The following is a 16,698-nucleotide window of genomic DNA, read 5'->3' as shown; positions in this document are numbered from 1 at the left end:
ATAACTAAATGGCCGAGCATAAAGACTCTTTAAGACGCAAGCTCTATACCATTATTTTCGAGGCGGAAACGCCTGCGGGAAAGGCTTTCGACATCATGTTGCTGATGCTGATCGTAGCCAGTGTGCTAGTGGTATCCTTGGAGAGCGTGGTAGCCTTTCGCCGGGACTACCTGCATATATTTCAGGCAATGGAATGGGCTTTCACGATTCTGTTTACGATAGAGTATTTTCTGCGCATATACAGCTCAAGTCGGCCATTCAACTACATATTTTCCTTTTTCGGCATCATTGATTTTCTGGCTATCATACCCACTTACCTAAGCCTCTTTTTTGTAGGATCGCAGTACCTGCTTGTTATTCGGGTATTCCGTCTGTTGCGTATCGCCCGTGTTTTTAGACTTACCAGTTTCGTAAACGAAGGGCATGTACTGTCGAAAGCGCTAAAAGCCAGCATGACAAAAATCACGGTATTTCTCTCTGTGGTTATGATGATGGTAGTGGTAGTGGGTGCCCTGATGTATGTGATAGAGGGCAGAGCAAGTGGCTATACGAGCATTCCCAAGAGCATTTACTGGGCCATTGTGACGCTAACGACAGTGGGCTTTGGCGATATAACACCAGTAACGCCCTTGGGGCAGTTTCTAGCCAGCTGCCTCATGATAACGGGTTACGGTATTATCGCCGTACCAACAGGTATCGTGTCTGTGGAGCTAGCCAACGCGGAGCGTTTGAGCACCTCGACCCGTGTTTGTCCGAACTGCCACAAAGAGGGACATACTCCTTCAGCTAACTTTTGCGATAACTGCGGTTATGAGCTGCACCCGATGAATGTGCATCAGTCGGAAATTACTCAATAATGCGTCTCGGAATGTTCAGCGGCAAACGCGTGAGCAGTTCATAGTTCAGCTGCGTAGTGAGTTCGGAAAAGGATGCCACTGTGATATTCTCATTTCCCTGTCGCCCCAGCAGCACCACCTCATCTTTCAGTGCCACCTCAGGTATAGCGGTCACATCTACCATCAGTACGTTCATGTTCACGATGCCCACTACGGGCGCCCGATGTCCGCGTATCAGCACTTGCCCTTGGTTGCTCAGGGTGCGGCTATAGCCCCATGCGTATCCCACCGGAATGGAGGCGATGAGCATTTCATGCGCTGTCTGAAAGCTTTGCCCATATCCTATAAACTCACCTGCCTGTACCTGTTTCAAACTCATAATGTGGCTTTTCCAGTTGATGAGTCGCCGGAGCGGGTCGGTGCGGTCGGTACTGATGCCCATGTAGCGCTGGTATATCTCAGGACTCGGCCAGAAGCCATACTGCATAATGCCCACGCGCACCATATCTAAGTGCGTTTCAGGATAGGCCATGACGGCAGCCGAGCAGGCGGTGTGGAGTGTCTTGATCTGTATACCTTTGCTTTGCAGAAAACTTACGCTTGACCTGAACTTCGCAAGTTGGCTAATTACCCGCTCATGGTTCTCGCTGCTTTCCGCTCCTGCATAGTGAGTACAGGCCCCGACTACATTCAACAGCGCCTCATTTTTACAAATGAAGTCGGCTGCTTTTTCAATCTCATCACCTCCCAAACCAATTCGGTTCATGCCGGTTTCCAGATCGAGGTGTATGCGGGCAGGTTTTTGAAGTGATTTGGCGGCAGCAGCGGCCTGCTCAAGCCTTGCCAAGGAAAAAACATAGAACTCAATATCATGGGCAATGGCCCATTCGAGCTCCTCCTCGTCAATGTAGCCCATAATCAGGATAGTGGCCGTGTGGGGGAGGACCTGCTGCAAACGATAGGCCTCGTCGGCACTGAAAACCGAAAAATGACGCACCCCGCAGGTATAAGCCAAGCGGCCAAACTCCTCAATTCCATGCCCGTAGGCATTGCCTTTTATCACGGAAGAGAACTGGGTGCCCGGTCGAAGCTGTGATTTAAGGAAATTGATGTTATGTGCTAAGGCTGATTGGCTTATCTCGATATAGGAACTATAAAACATGAGGTGATTTGTCTTGCATGATGGTGAGGGCAATACGATAAAAAAGGGCGGCTCCTACAGGTATAAGTTCATCCGGAAAATCATAGTCGGCGTGGTGCAGCTGGGGCTGGTCTTTTCCGGCACCGAGTCCAAGCAGGGCGCCGGTATACCTGTTGGTCAAGTGACCAAAGTCCTCAGACCAGCGCACAGGTTGTTCGGCTTGTTTTATATCCAAACCCATACCTGTTGCCGCATGCTTTATATACTCAATCGCTTCTGGAGCGTTTACCGTTGCCGGAAATTCTTCCACCCACTCTAAATCATGCCTCAAGTTATACTTTGATGAAACCAGTTTAACTGATTCTATGGCAAGTTCTTTTAATTTGTTAAGATCTTCCTGCTCAAAGGCCCGCAAAGTGGCCATGACCGTGGCAAAACCGGGGTTTGTCCCGAAGGCCATCTCTCCAAGGCGAGCGTGCACTATCGTCAATAGGCTTAAATCTGAGAAGGGGGTCTGATCTCGTGCGATGGCATTTAGCGCCTGTATCAATTCACTCATACCTTCTCCCGGATTCTGACCATTCTCTGGTTCAGCCGCATGCGACTCCTTGCCATATAGCCCAACTTTCAAACCCACAGAGGCGGCCGCGAAGGTCTGTTCTCGAACGAGCACTTGCTTAAGAGGCAGCCCGGGCATGTTGTGCAGCGCAAAAACAAAATCAGGCTGCAAGTCCTGAAAGCGGGATTCCTGCAGCACTGCCCACGCTCCGGCACCGTTTTCCTCGGCCGGTTGAAAAAGCAGTATAACCCGTCCGGTGTGGAGGGGGTGTTTTCGCAGCAGATTGGCTACTCCCAGCAGTATAGCCATGTGGCCATCGTGCCCGCACTTGTGGCTCACGCCTTTGCGAATGGAGGTATAGGCCAGTTCATTTTGCTCCACGATGGGCAGGGCGTCCAGTTCAGCTCTGAAAAGGACTGTAGGCCCCTTACTGTCAGATCCGTTGAAAACAGCGGCAAACCCTGCGCCTCCCAAATCTGTGATTACCTGATCCGGCTCGTATCGTTGCAAAAATTGCCGCAGGGTATGGCTCGTTTCATACTCGTTGCCTGATAGCTCAGGGTGCTGGTGCAACAAATGACGTAGTGCTATTATCTGATCAATATCTTGGATACTGGGGGATATTTGGGTTGAGGGCATGTTTCTAATTCGGTAAGCCTTAAATTAAGCATTACGAGACTGAGACCCTAGCAAGTTGTCAAAAAGCCCGTTCCGTGTACCTTTCTGGTAACCGAAACGGGCTTTGTTTATCAGATTATAGACTCGTCAGGAGGTAATTTCAGTACTTATCTCGTCAACTACCCGCGTTAACACGCGCGCCAACTCCTGAACGCCCTGCTGCACCTCGCTTAAGTTTGTTTCCTGCTTCGCGTTACTCTCCACGAAACGCACCGTTTCCTTTAAGGAGTCAATCTTCATCGTATCGATGGTTGATTTCACTTTATGAGCCAAGGCACTTACAGTCTTCCAGTCCTGTCTATCCGCCGCTGCCTGCATATCCTGCACAGTTTTGGGAACCGTGTCTGCGAAGAGCTGACGGGCTCTATTCATAAATGCTTCGTTGTTGTGCGACATTTTCCGGATAACCTCCATGCTGTAAAGCGGCTCTGAAAAACCGACAGCATCACTCAACTGCTCAGATGGCAATGGTTCGTGTGCTATGACTGCTACTTTTCTTTCAGGAACCAAGGCGGCGATCTTAGCATACAGCGTTTCAGACTCAAAAGGCTTAGAGAGATAATCGTTCATACCCGCACTCAGGTATTTCTCCGCATCACCCTTCAAAGCGTTTGCAGTAAGGGCGATAATCGGAATGCCCGACTTGCTTTCGTCTTCCATTGCTCTGATATGGAGCGTGGCGTCAATTCCGCTCATTTCCGGCATCTGTATGTCCATCAGGATGATGTCGTACTCATGCTGCCGCACCAGTTCCACGGCTTCAAGGCCGTTCACTGCCACATCCAACTGGAAACCCCACTCTTCCATAATAGCTTGGGCCAAGAATATATTCACTTCATTATCCTCGGCCAGCAGTACGCGTGTCGCTCTTAGGCTATTGTAGTCCACATGCGTTGTCTTGGTCTCAGGCAGCTTATCTATCTCGCTTTTAGGGTATGTCAGCATAAAGCGGAAAATACTTCCACCAGCCGGATTATCCTCCACCCATATGTCGCCGCCTTGCCGTTCCACTAGGTTTTTACAGATGCTCAGACCTAGGCCCGTTCCGCCATACTTGCGGGTTATACTGGAATAGGCTTGGGTGAAGCCTTCAAAAATCACGTGCTTCTTGTCTTTTGGGACCCCTATACCTGTATCTGCCACAGTAAACTCAATTGTTAGCGTAGTGGCTGTTTCTTCTAAGGTTTTGGCGCTTAGCGTCACACTTCCTTCCTCTGTGAACTTAACGGCGTTATTGAGCAGGTTCAGCAGAATCTGATTCAGGCGGTAGGGGTCTCCTTGCAGCAAAGTCTGAGGAAGCACCAGCTCGCCAAGCAGTAGGGCGATATCTTTCTCCTCAGCTTTGTATTTAAGGGTTTGGTAAGCCGCATGCGCCACCTCATGTATATTGAAGGGTATTGACTCCAACTCCAATTTGCCAGCCTCGATCTTGGCAACATCCAGAATATCATTGATAACTACCAGCAGGTTGTCTGCTGACTGACCAATGATTTTCAGGTAGTTCTTTTGCGTTTCGTCGAGCTGCGTTTTGGACAGCAGACCGCCCATACCCAGTATGCCATTTAGAGGCGTCCTGATCTCGTGACTCATATTGGCGAGGAAGTTCTCTTTCACGCGGGCCGATTCCTCAGCAGCCTCTTTCGCTTTTTTGAGTTCCCTTTCCGTTTGCACACGGTCTGTAACATCTTGCGCGATACCAATTACGTAAGGCTCTTGGCCTTCTTCCTGCACTTTATAATTCTGGTAACTGAGGTAGCGCTCCTCTTTGTCTTTTCGTAACACACACAATACGCCTTCCACTACTGTCTTATCTTCAAACTGCTTCAGGTAGTCAGGGAAGTACTGGCGGTGAAGGAGGGGGAAGAACTGCTTAAGCTCTTTGCCCACAATCTCACTCTCACTGTATCCAAGCATTTCCACCAGATAGGGGTTAACCGACAGAATTATGCCTTGCATATCGTGGGTACACATATAGGCTTGGCTATACTTGATGAGGTCGCGGTACTTCTTCTCGCTTTTCTTAAGCGCGTCTTCAGCCAACCTGCGCTCGGTAATATCGCGGGACGATGACTGCATTTTAACCACGTTGCCATCCTTGTCAGTGATCAGTTTAATATTGGTCTCTACCCAGATATAGTAACCATCACGGTGTCTTTTACGGTGCTGCACGGTAGTGTTTTGCTTCCGTCTGAGAGCAGTGGCATTAATTGCATTCCTTACTTTCTGCACGTCATCCGGATGCAGCATATCATAGGCAGAGGTTCCGACCAATTCATCCGCGCTATACCCAAGCATTTCTTCCAAGGCATTGGAAATATATAAATAAACGCCATCCGGATCGTGGAGACAAACTAAATCTCTAGAGTTTTCTGAAAGCAGGCGGTGAAGTTCCTCGCTTTCCTCAAGCCGCTTATTTGCATTATACTGCTCTGTTATATTGGTAGAAATACCAAGCACATGCACTTCACCGTTTTTGGTGATAAGCCGTTTCTTGATCGTGTTAAACCACTCCACACTGCCATCCGGCGAGGTGAAGCTCTCCTGAACGCGTACCTCATTTCCAGATTCAATCGCCAGACGGTCTACACTGTCGTATTGCTGGATTTCACTCAGATCCGCATGGATGTCACGTGTGTTCTTGTCCACCATCTCGTCGGGTGACAAGCCGAATAAAGCGGCGCACTCTTGATTAACCAGCTTGAAATTACCCGCCCCATCCTTCACAAAAATCAGCGTGGGACTTGTGTCAAGCACGAAACGTATGAAATCATTCTTCTCTTCAACCTCTATCGCTACCTTGCGTTCTTCGGAAACATCCCGGATAATAGCCAGCACCTGTTCTTGGTTATATTTTACAAAGCGCCCCTCATAATAACGGGTGCCATCCGGAAAGTCTAACTCATAGTCTATAGTTTCCATCTGCCCGTTGGCAAGCACTTTCTGTATCAGACCATATACCGTTTGGCTGAGCGGATGCGGAAGCGTGTCAAAAACAGTACTTCCCAAGATTTCATTGGAGGCTCCTTGCAGGTGCTCTTGGTTGTCATTATGCTTCTCCAGGTAGACACCATCCTTATTGATGATGAACATAAGGTCAGGTATAGCATCGAGGATAGCCCTGATCTTGGCTTCGCGTTCCTTCACTTCCTGCTGCGCATTGTGAAGATCCGTTATATTGAGGCCGTGTCCAATGATGAGCTGTACATTCCCTTCACTATCTAACACGGGGTTCAGCTTTCTGAGATGATAGCTGACATTGCCCTTCTTATCGACCAGTCTTTCCTCAAAGGCTACCTGTTTACGCTCTTCCAATGACTGGCGCAGGTGTCTGCCGCGAGACTCAATGCGGTGAAGTGGCACATTGCGATAGGCGCAGTATTCCTCATTCGTCTTATGGAGTATCCACTCGCGCAAATGTGGATCCGACACGGCAGCTGGATTTACAAAAATATAGCGCAGATCGCCATCATAAACGGCTACATCCGAAGGCAGGTGGTTCAGGATGGCTTCATAAAATTCTTTCTGGCGGGCAAGCTCCTGATTCTTTTGACGCAGTCGAGTGGCATCTTCAGCCGATCCTATGATCTGTATAACCTCTCCAGCGGCATTGCGCTTAAAAACGGCTTCGCGGCAAAACAGAATCTTATTAGAGCCGTCTTTTGCGCGTACGCTGTATGTTATTTCACGCACATCGCCATCTTGGGCGGTCAGCATACCAGAGGTATGCTGCAGGAGCAGAGGCTTGTCACTTTCCTGAACGACAGACATAAAGAAGTGCCCATTCATCGCATTCAGGTCCTCTTGCGTGTAACCCAGCATCTTGGTAATACAAGAGTTGAGGTAGATGCACTTGTCCTGCTCCAGATCGTAGATGTATATGATACTGGGTACCATATGCATCACGTTCCAAACAGGCTCAGTAGCAACATGCTGCTGATGCGACTTGTGTGCATCGAGTTTGCAAGCTAACTCCTCAGCCTTTTTTTCGGCCTGAAGTCTCGCTTCACGCTCACGCACCAGTTCTTCTCTCAGTTGCTGCAGCTCCTTAAAAGTATCCATCATGCTTCAAATAAACCCTCCATGAAAAAGATCGGATTCAATCGCAAATTATCGCTTTTCATTGGAGTAACAATCGGCAGTGATATTAAATTTAAATATTGAGTGTTAATTCTTTCCGTTTAGATGAGCTGGCAATTTCGCTGTTTCTCCTTTTAAAGTATCGCTATATGTTGGCAGGGCAAATATTTCATTCATACATAGTGTATAGGAACACAATCCATGTTGGGTTATATTTCTAAAACAGCTTAACCGCCACGCCTAAAATTGATTATTTCATAACAGTAAACTCATAGAGCATTACAGTAATGCCTCCTATGTGCACTATTCATAAATTGACAAGTCAATTCCGTAACATTAGATTTGAATATTTATAAATAAATCAGTCATAATCTATTTTAATATTCATAATATAACTCCAACTTTATCGGCAGCTAAAGAGGGGTACTTCCTATGTTTAAAAAGGTATACATTATTGATGATGATGAGGTGACGCTATACCTGACGGAATTGGTTTTGTCACTTTATGCTCCAAACTGCATCAGCATAGGTATACCTGATGCAAAAGAGGCAATATCCTGCCTGCAACAGGACATAGGCAATGGAGCAATGCCATCGCACATCTTCTTGGACTTGAATATGCCCGTCATGGATGGGCATCAATTTATTGATAAGGTAAGCAGGCTACTGCCCTCCGGTGGCGGGCACCCCATCGTTTATGTGCTAACCTCCTCCATTAGCGAAACGGACAAAACAGCCTGCCTGCAGCATGAACTGGTTCTGGGTGTTATCGAAAAGCCCCTCACCTTCGAAAAATTAGAAGAGCTGAATAATTAAGTCACTTCTATACCTGTTACGGAACGAACACTCCGCCAAGTATAGACCTAACAGCATGATTCGATCGGAAGGGTAGTTTATTTAACGTTCAATTCGTGGCTTTGAATCATACGGTAAATCGTCGATTTACCAATGTCAAGTTTGTCAGCCACCAACAGTACGTTGTAGTCATACCTATCTAGAAAACGCTGAATAATGGCGGTGGTATACTCCTTTAAGCTGCGCTCTTCGGCCAGAAAGTCCTTTTCGGTATGGCTGGCGGAGAAGTTGATATCATGCTCGCTAATAGTCTCTTCGTCAGAGAGAACAACAGCCAGCTCAACAAGCGCCTTGAGTTCACGCACGTTTCCCGGGAAAGAATAGGAGAGAAGCTTCTGCTGCGCCTCAGGAGAAAGGTGTTTACGACCCAAGCCGTTCTCTTTTGCAAAACTGTCTATAAAGAACTTCGCAAGCACCAATATGTCACTTCCACGGTCTCGCAAGGGAGGTAGCTGTATTGGGAGGCCTAATAACCGATAGTACAAGTCCTCTCTGAAACGGCCTTTCTTAACCTCCTCGGCCAAATTTTTGTGAGTAGCCACGATGATGCGGACATCAACCGGTACCACCGCGTTACCGCCTATCCGGGTAATCTCTTTCTCTTGCAAGACACGGAGCAACTTGGCCTGCAGACTAATATCCAGTTCACCAATCTCATCCAGAAAGATAGTGCCTTTATTCGCCTCTTCAAACTTACCCAACCGACGGGCCAACGCTCCGGTAAAGGCGCCTTTCTCATGGCCGAACAGTTCGCTTTCTATGAGTTCGCGCGGAATAGCAGCGACGTTCACTGCCACATACGGGGCTTTCTTTTTAGGGCTGTTATAATGTATAGCTTTGGCAACCAACTCTTTACCCGTGCCCGTTTCGCCGTGAATTGAAACGGTAATGTTGGTTTTGGAAGCCTTGTCCATCAAGGTGAACACCCGCTTAATGGCGTCGCTGTTGCCGATGATCACCTTGCCAAAGTCGTACTTCTGACCAATCTCTTCTCTCAGGTGATTGATTTCCTCGCGAAGCGACACATTCTCGCGGATTTTATTGATGGTGTTCCAAAGACGCTCAGGGGTGTCCTCGTCTTTCACAATATAGTCGTAGGCGCCTAGCTTTAGCAGGTCTACGGCTGTGGCCACATCCTCCTGTCCTGAAATAACAACCACCTGCACATCGGGGCTCTGTTCTTTGATGCGCTTCAGCACCTCTGATCCGTTTTTGTCTGGCAGGGAATAGTCCAAGGTCACCACATTTGGGCGCTGGTACATATTTGACAGACAGTCGTTTGCAGAGTGAAACTTTTGAATTTCATAATCTGGGTTGAGAGACAGATGATACTCTAGCAATTCGCTGTACCACACATCGTCGTCCAGAATAAAAATTTTAAAAGAGCCGTTTGTCATCTAGTTGTGGGGCATTTAGTAAGATAAGCCAAATATAATAGTAAAGTTATATCCCTGTAACAGTTTACAGGCCTTATTTGGTTTAGTAGGACTGTTTTATGCCTATTTCAGAATTTATTTATAATTGGCCATGGTTCAGTACTTTACCCAACAAGACCCGCCTATACCTTAAAACACTCCTGAAGTTTTAGTTCACTACACAAGTATTGTTCAAAAAAAGAGATCACCACATGCAGGAAACCACGTTTGCGGAAAACACCAAACAAATCACGCTCTCCTTCAGAGATTCACTCACTGATCTGTATAATAGCATTGTTATGGTCTTGCCGGAGCTTTTCATCTCGTTGTTGCTCCTGCTCGTTTTTGTATATGTGGCTGGCAAACTGAGTTTACTGGTGCAAAACAGACTTGGGCGCCGGGTAGATGACCCTTTGCTGGTCACTTTCATATCCAATATTGTAAAATACGGCCTGATCATGATAGGCTTGATGGTTATGCTGCAGCTTGTTGGCCTGACAGGTATAGCCAGCGGTCTGCTAGCGGGTGCGGGACTGTCAGCCTTTGTGGTGGGTTTTGCCTTAAAGGATATTGCGGAGAACTTTCTGGCGGGCATCATACTCGCATTTAACAGACCTTTCAGCATAGATGACACCGTGAAAGTGCGCGATTTCCATGGCAAAATCCTGACCCTGAACTTACGCAGCACCCAGATGAAAACCTTTGACGGAAAGGATATTTACATACCTAATTCCATTTTGCTAAAAGAAGTGGTGACCAACTTCACCCGAGACGGGCTTTTGCGCATCGAGTTTATTGTGAACGTAGGCTTACAGCACGATTTTGAGGATGTTAAGAAGATCATCATCAGCAACATTGAACACTTGGAAGGTGTGTTGCATGAGGAAAAGCCTGCCGTGGTAATAGAGGACTTTACAGCCACGGCCATGAATCTGCGTGTGCTGATCTGGGTGAATACCTACGACTACAAAATGACGACATTGGTGCTAAAAACCAAAGCAATGGATTGTGTGAAAAAAGCGTTGCAGAAGCATGGCATTTTGCAAACTCCCAAATAATTTACAAGCTATCACTTGGTGCTGATTACCTCACACTTGGCCCGCACAAACATAAAAACGCCGTAGCAGATAAGTCCCAAGGCAAGCGCACCCAGCAAATAGGAGCCATAGGAGGCTTCCTCCAAAAATTGAAAAGCCTGAGAGCTACTACCAGCCTCTCTAGAGTTTGAGTTAACAGCGGCGCGTAACAGCAAGTAGCCAATAATAAGCCAGACAAAGCCACGGGCAATATACCCAACAAGCCCCGCCCGCACAAGCGATTGCCGCACCTTTGGATCCAGTTTCTCTTGCTGCACTTTGTTCATATACTTTCCTGAATAGGCCCGGTAGAACTGATACAGTCCCATGGCCATGGTACCTACGGCTACGGCACCCAATAGCCACTGCCCAAAAGGCTGCGCGAGCAGTTCGCGCGCTAAGGTTTGGCGAGAGTCGGAACCAGAGCCGCCGCCATTGCCAAGGACCAACTGTGCTGCCGTAAAAGCTAGCGCTCCGTATACCGCTCCGCTGAAAGCATAGCCAATGCGCCTGCCTATGCCTTTGGCATCGGAGCCTTTTTCTTCCGTGTCGCGTATGGCCTGAATGAAGCGCCACAAGGTATAGCAAAGCATACCTGCAGCTACCAGCGCCAATAAAACCTTGCCATAGGGCTGTTCCATTATAAAACGGAAAACACCCGACTTTCCAGCTGACTGCTCGCTGCGACCGCCCAGTTCAAATGCGGCCATAAAAGCCAAAGCGCCCACCAAACAATACACAATGCCTTTGGCGATCAAGCCTATACGTGCAAAACGGACAACCCATTCAGGACGGGGGGAGGGCATATGGGAAGAAACAATTGAAATATCCATAAGGTGTATTCTTTTATCTTTCCCATACACGCATTTCAGAATCTAAAGTTTAGCACCCTGATCATAAGTTTTTGAAGCGTTTGTATGCCTCCTCCTCCAGTCGGGCGCGGTGGTCGGGATGCGCAATTTCAATTAGGGCTTTTGCTCTTTGCCTCAGGTTCTTGCCATACAGATAGGCCACACCATACTCAGTCACGACATAATGCACGTGCGCCCTTGTCGTCACAACACCCGCCCCTTGGTTGATGTAAGGCGTGATGCGGGATACCCCTTTATTAGTGGCAGAAGGTAGCGCAATGATCGGCTTCCCGCCTTTGGACAGAGCAGCACCCCGAATAAAGTCCATCTGCCCGCCTATACCTGAAAACTGGTAGGTACCAATGGAGTCTGATACAACCTGTCCGGTCAGGTCGATTTCAATAGCACTGTTGATGGCCGTTACTTTCGGGTTGGTGCGGATAATGCTCACATCGTTCACGTAATCGGAGCTAAGCATCGTGATAAGCGGGTTGTCGTCCACAAAATCGTAGAGCTGGCGGTTACCGACGATGAAGCCAGTCGCAATACGGCCCGGGTGCTTTTTCTTGAACTCGTTGGTGATCACGCCTTTTTCTACTAGTGGTAGGATACCATTCGAGAACATTTCGGTATGGATACCCAAGCCTTTATGGTTTGAAAGACTCCTGAGCGTCGCGTCAGGTATACCACCGATGCCCATTTGCAAAGTGGCTCCGTCTTCGACCAACTCGGCAATGTAGCCTCCAATGGTTTCTTCCACAGAGGTGATCTTCTGGCTGTAGTCCACTTCAGGCAGGGCCTCATCCACTTCCACCAGCGCGTCAAAACGGCGGGTATGGATCAGGGCGTCGCCGTGTGTGCGGGGCATCTGCGGATTCACCTGCGCGATCACGTGCTTGGCGCTGATCACGGCCTGCCGGGCAATGTCAACAGACACGCCCAAGGAACAAAAACCGTGGCGGTCCGGAGGCGATACGTGCACAATGGCCACATCCAACGGCATGATGCCTGAGCGGAAAAGGTTGGGTATCTCACTCAGGAAAATAGGCACGTAATCACCGCGGCCGCTGTTGACGGCCTCCCGCACATTGGCTGACACAAACAGGGAGTTGATGTAAAACGCGTCGCTGCATCGCGCTTCGGCGCAGGGCATATCTCCGAATGTGGAGATACTCACCAGTTCAACATTGCGCAATTCATCAGCACGTTCGGCCAGTTTGTGTACCAAGTACTGCGGTGTGGCGGCACTGCCGTGCACAAATACCCGGTCGCCCGATTTAATGACAGAAAGCGCATCCTCGGCTGTTGTGTATTTCAATTGGGGATCATTCATTGTCTCAGATTTTAACAGTTACTTGAAAAGAGTCAGGTTTAACTTACGAAGCCGGTTTGGTGCGGTTAGCTAAGTTCCGTTTTTCCCTGTATCAGATTTCATTTATTCGCAAAAGAATATATAAATTTGAAAGCAAGCGATGATAAATGTCATCCTTGACAATTTGATACGTTAGCAGATATACAAGGCACTGTCCCTAACCAGCTGCAGACCAAATACCCGTGTAAACTATTAGAAGCATGAAAAATAAACTCTTTGCCTTATACCTATTTCTATTCGCTTTCCTTTTAAGTTCCTGCGTCGCCACCACAGGTATCGATCAGACCAGTGCTATCACCTCTTCGGAGGGTGATTTAAGCGGCCGCACTACGTATGCATGGTACCAGAACGACCCTAGCGCGGCAGCCAACTACATGAAAGGGTATGGACCTTCACTGAACAGCAATTTAATTCGTGCGGTGGAAGAGGAAATGGCGCGAAAGGGGTATAGCAAGACCACTGTGAATCCTGATGTTTTGGTGGCTTATGATGTGAGCGTTTCGGTGCCGGACACCATGGACAAACCAGATCTTTATGGACCGGGTTTCGGGTATAGCTACGCCTATATGGTGGGTTACCGGTATAGCTATGGAAACGCCCAGATGCCGGGCTACCGGGCCGTCGATCTATTTAAGCAAGGCACTTTGATCGTGGATGTGATCGACCCGAAAAGCAAGCAGCTTTTGTGGCGCGGCTGGACGGAGGGAGCCGTCAAAAACCCTGATGCCGGCTATGGTAAAGTGAGAAGTCTGGTACAGGAAATCATGAAACGCATGCCTACCGCCGTGCAGCGTTAAAAAAAGAAAACCCCGCCTCAACAGCGGGGTTTTCTTTTATACCTTAGTCGGCTCGCACAAAATTGTTGAAGCGCATGACGTCGACCGGTTTGCCGACCACATACACCACATCACCCCGTTTTAGCTTCGTTTTTGCGTTTATTTCCAACAGCGTGTCACCCTCGCGCTTTATACCCACCACCGTAATACCAAAGCGGTTGCGCACATCCGCGTCAAGCAGCGATTTACCTACGAGCGTGTCATCTTTGGTATACACCCGAAGGCTAGCCACTTCGATATCAGGCAGGTCGGCACTGAAGTTGCCGCCATTGGCAGATCGTCCCGTCAAACTACGGAGCATATCGTAATTGTCCGCCCGAATACTGTTGGTGAAATTGTCGATTTCATCGCGGGGCATCAAATATTTGGAAAGCACCCGGGTAAATATTTCAATTGAAGTCTCAAACTCTTCCGGAATAACTTCATCCGCTCCGAGCCTGTAATTTTCCTCCATTTCCTGTATAAAGCGGGTGCGCACAATAATATGCACCTTGTCGCTTATCTCACGGATGCTCGAAATGATACGCTTAGTAGCCTCGGGGTCCGAAATAGCTATAACGACCACACGCGCCTTGTGAATGCTCACATGCGATAGAATAACACCATGCACCGCATCGCCGTACAGAATCGGCTCGCCGCGCAAGCGTTCCTCCTTTACCGTGACGGCATTGAGTTCCACAATGACATAAGGTATACTGGCATGGCGGGCCGCCTTGGCCACGTTTCGCCCGTTTATGCCGTAGCCGATTATCACCACATGATCTTCCAGATGGTGTAAATCGCCGTTGTCTTCCGCATGGGCCGGTGCGTTGGGTATCTGATTGCTAGCCGGCACCCAACGGGCACTTAGCTTGTTAGCAATGGTGTGGAAGGAACCGATCACAAAGGGGGTGATCGCCATAGTGAGCAGCGATACTGACAGAAAGTACTGGTATACCTCATCAGATAGCAGGCCGCTGTTTATACCTGTTTTAGACAGAATAAAGGCAAACTCACCTACCTGAAAAAGTGAAAGTCCGACAAGGAGGGAAGTACGTAGCGGATACTGCAGAATGCGAGCAGCCATTGCCGCAATCACGCCTTTTAAGATAAAGGTACAGAGGGTAAGCGCTAAAATAAGCGGTAAGTGCTGGAGCATAAAGCCAAAATCCAGCAACATACCGATCGATACAAAAAAGAAGCTGGTGAAGATCTCACGGAAGGGAAGAATATTACTGGTAGCTTGGTGGCTATACTCAGACTCTGAGATAATAAGTCCGGCCATAAATGCACCTAGTGCCAGCGAGAGGCCCAGACTTGAAGTCAGCCAAGCCACTGCAAAACAAATTACCACGATGCTGAGAATAAAGAGTTCTTTACTTTTGGTCTGGGCCACCAGAAAAAGCAGTTTCGGAACCAAATAGCGGGCGCTAATCAATACGAATACAATCACGAAGGCCCCTTTGAGCACCATGAGTAGGAGCTCCACCGCTATATTCTCAGAGCCACCGGCCATAAGCGGCGCCACGAGCATCATGGGAACCACTATGATATCCTGAAAGATGAGGATACCCAGCACCACCTTTCCATGGGGACTGTTGATCTCGCCTTTGTCCTGCAGTAGCTTGAGCACGATGGCGGTACTGCTGAGCGCGAAGAGAAAACCTACAAAAAAAGCTTCTGCTGTCGAGAAATTAAACATCATCAGCAAAAGTCCCACCAGCAGAATTGTGACCCCGACCTGCGTGGCGCCTCCAAGTAGTACGGTGCGTTTTATCAGGGCAAGGTTGCGCAGCGAGAACTCCATGCCGATTATAAAGAGTAGCAGGATAACGCCTATTTCAGCCAAAATCTCAATATCATGCACTGCCGTAATCAGACTCAGTCCATGCGGACCGGCAATTACACCCGTCATCAAGAAGCCGAGAATCGTAGGCAGCTTGAAACGCTGAAACAGCAAAATAACCACGACAGACAGCCCCAGAATAATTACGACGTCAGATAGTAAAGGAATTTCCATTCGATTATTTTATGCCTTAAAGTCTTTCTTATTCGAGATACAACCCGCTTGGGTTGATTCATCAGGCAATATACTCAAGTCAGAAAAGGAATAGCACAAAAAATATGCATTGTGCGAAAATGAGGCGGAATTGTGATTTGTTTTTCCAAAGGCGAATATTAAATAATATATTTAGGGTTCAAAACCACAATCAAACGCAATCATCTGTATGAAACAGTATCTGGACCTGATGCAGCACATCCTCGACAATGGGGTGAAGAAAGAAGACAGAACCGGCACCGGCACGCTGAGTGTGTTCGGTTACCAGATGCGCTTCGATTTAGCGGAAGGATTCCCGTTGGTGACCACTAAAAAGGTACACCTCAAATCGATCATACACGAGTTGCTTTGGTTCCTGAAAGGGGACACCAACATTGCCTACCTGAAAGAAAATGGCGTGACGATCTGGGATGAGTGGGCGGACGAAAACGGCAATTTGGGTCCGGTATACGGTTCGCAGTGGCGCAGTTGGCCTACGCCGGATGGCCGCCATATCGACCAGATCACGCAAGTGGTGAACCAACTGAAGCACAACCCCGATTCACGCCGCATCATTGTGAGCGCTTGGAACGTGGCGGAAATAGAAAACATGAAACTGCCGCCTTGCCATGCTTTCTATCAGTTTTATGTGGCTGATGGGAAACTGAGCTGCCAGCTGTACCAGCGCTCTGCCGATGTTTTCTTGGGCGTGCCATTCAACATCGCCTCTTACGCCTTACTGGTGCTAATGATGGCGCAGGTAACCGGACTGGAGCCGGGCGAGTTTATCTGGACCGGCGGTGACACGCACCTATACCTGAACCACTTGGAGCAGGCTCAGCTGCAGCTTAGCCGTGAGCCGCACCAATTGCCCACTATGCGCCTAAACCCAAATGTGAAAGACATCTTTGACTTTACCTTCGAAGACTTTAAGCTGGAAAACTACGTTTCGCACCCGGGTATTAAAGCGCCAGTGGCTGTTTAG

Annotated in this window: 12 protein-coding genes; 5 read left to right on the top strand and 7 right to left on the bottom strand. The window is 48.4% G+C overall.

Going from position 1 to position 16,698, the window contains the following annotated elements; translation table 11 throughout:
- Window positions 1–8 precede the first annotated feature (8 nt).
- On the top strand, window positions 9–857 hold the full coding sequence (locus tag Q1A04_RS00295; protein ID WP_299699587.1) for an ion transporter: 849 nt from the start codon (window positions 9–11) through the stop codon (window positions 855–857).
- Here Q1A04_RS00295 and alr read toward each other — a convergent pair.
- The 3 genes from alr to Q1A04_RS00280 all read right to left on the bottom strand — a co-directional run bounded on the left by alr (window position 847) and on the right by Q1A04_RS00280 (window position 7,276).
- Entirely contained in the window at window positions 847–1,998 is a 1,152-nt protein-coding gene (gene alr, locus Q1A04_RS00290; protein WP_299699584.1) for an alanine racemase, read from the bottom strand. The two genes, Q1A04_RS00295 and alr, sit on opposite strands and share 11 nt — an antisense overlap.
- Window positions 1,988–3,175 carry an amidohydrolase gene (locus Q1A04_RS00285; RefSeq protein WP_299699581.1) on the bottom strand — a complete coding sequence of 396 codons (1,188 nt, stop codon included), beginning with the start codon at window positions 3,173–3,175 and terminating at the stop codon, window positions 1,988–1,990. The genes alr and Q1A04_RS00285 overlap by 11 nt, the downstream gene beginning before the upstream one ends.
- Window positions 3,176–3,301: 126 nt before the next feature.
- Window positions 3,302–7,276, bottom strand: a complete 3,975-nt coding sequence (locus Q1A04_RS00280; RefSeq protein WP_299699578.1) for a PAS domain S-box protein — start codon at window positions 7,274–7,276, stop codon at window positions 3,302–3,304.
- 447 nt (window positions 7,277–7,723) lie between these two features.
- Here Q1A04_RS00280 and Q1A04_RS00275 point away from each other — a divergent pair, with 447 nt between their 5' ends.
- The gene (locus Q1A04_RS00275; RefSeq protein WP_299699575.1) at window positions 7,724–8,107 is read left to right on the top strand and encodes a response regulator; all 384 of its coding nucleotides are present in this window, start codon (window positions 7,724–7,726) and stop codon (window positions 8,105–8,107) included.
- A gap of 77 nt (window positions 8,108–8,184) precedes the next feature.
- Here the strand turns inward: Q1A04_RS00275 and Q1A04_RS00270 are convergent, their stop codons facing one another.
- Window positions 8,185–9,543: a sigma-54 dependent transcriptional regulator gene (locus tag Q1A04_RS00270; protein ID WP_299699572.1), complete on the bottom strand. Its 1,359-nt coding sequence runs from the start codon at window positions 9,541–9,543 to the stop codon at window positions 8,185–8,187.
- 230 nt (window positions 9,544–9,773) lie between these two features.
- Here Q1A04_RS00270 and Q1A04_RS00265 point away from each other — a divergent pair, with 230 nt between their 5' ends.
- Window positions 9,774–10,619 (top strand): mechanosensitive ion channel family protein, encoded by an 846-nt coding sequence (locus tag Q1A04_RS00265; protein ID WP_299699569.1) that lies wholly within the window; start codon window positions 9,774–9,776, stop codon window positions 10,617–10,619.
- Between the two features lie 11 nt (window positions 10,620–10,630).
- Here the strand turns inward: Q1A04_RS00265 and Q1A04_RS00260 are convergent, their stop codons facing one another.
- Window positions 10,631–11,470, bottom strand: coding sequence for a DUF1206 domain-containing protein (locus Q1A04_RS00260; protein WP_299699566.1), 840 nt, complete (start codon window positions 11,468–11,470; stop codon window positions 10,631–10,633).
- Window positions 11,471–11,531: 61 nt separating this feature from the next.
- Window positions 11,532–12,821: an acetyl-CoA hydrolase/transferase C-terminal domain-containing protein gene (locus Q1A04_RS00255; protein ID WP_299699563.1), complete on the bottom strand. Its 1,290-nt coding sequence runs from the start codon at window positions 12,819–12,821 to the stop codon at window positions 11,532–11,534.
- 239 nt (window positions 12,822–13,060) lie between these two features.
- On the opposite strand from Q1A04_RS00255, the gene Q1A04_RS00250 reads away from it, so the two are divergent.
- Window positions 13,061–13,657 carry a DUF4136 domain-containing protein gene (locus Q1A04_RS00250; protein WP_299699560.1) on the top strand — a complete coding sequence of 199 codons (597 nt, stop codon included), beginning with the start codon at window positions 13,061–13,063 and terminating at the stop codon, window positions 13,655–13,657.
- Window positions 13,658–13,700: 43 nt separating this feature from the next.
- Here the strand turns inward: Q1A04_RS00250 and Q1A04_RS00245 are convergent, their stop codons facing one another.
- Window positions 13,701–15,695, bottom strand: coding sequence for a cation:proton antiporter (locus tag Q1A04_RS00245; RefSeq protein ID WP_299699557.1), 1,995 nt, complete (start codon window positions 15,693–15,695; stop codon window positions 13,701–13,703).
- A 208-nt stretch (window positions 15,696–15,903) separates the two neighbouring features.
- On the opposite strand from Q1A04_RS00245, the gene Q1A04_RS00240 reads away from it, so the two are divergent.
- Window positions 15,904–16,698, top strand: a complete 795-nt coding sequence (locus Q1A04_RS00240) for a thymidylate synthase (protein WP_299699555.1) — start codon at window positions 15,904–15,906, stop codon at window positions 16,696–16,698.

The sequence above is a fragment of the uncultured Pontibacter sp. genome (assembly GCF_947499215.1).
Taxonomy (GTDB): Bacteria; Bacteroidota; Bacteroidia; order Cytophagales; family Hymenobacteraceae; genus Pontibacter.
This window is presented reverse-complemented; position numbering and strand designations above follow the sequence as displayed.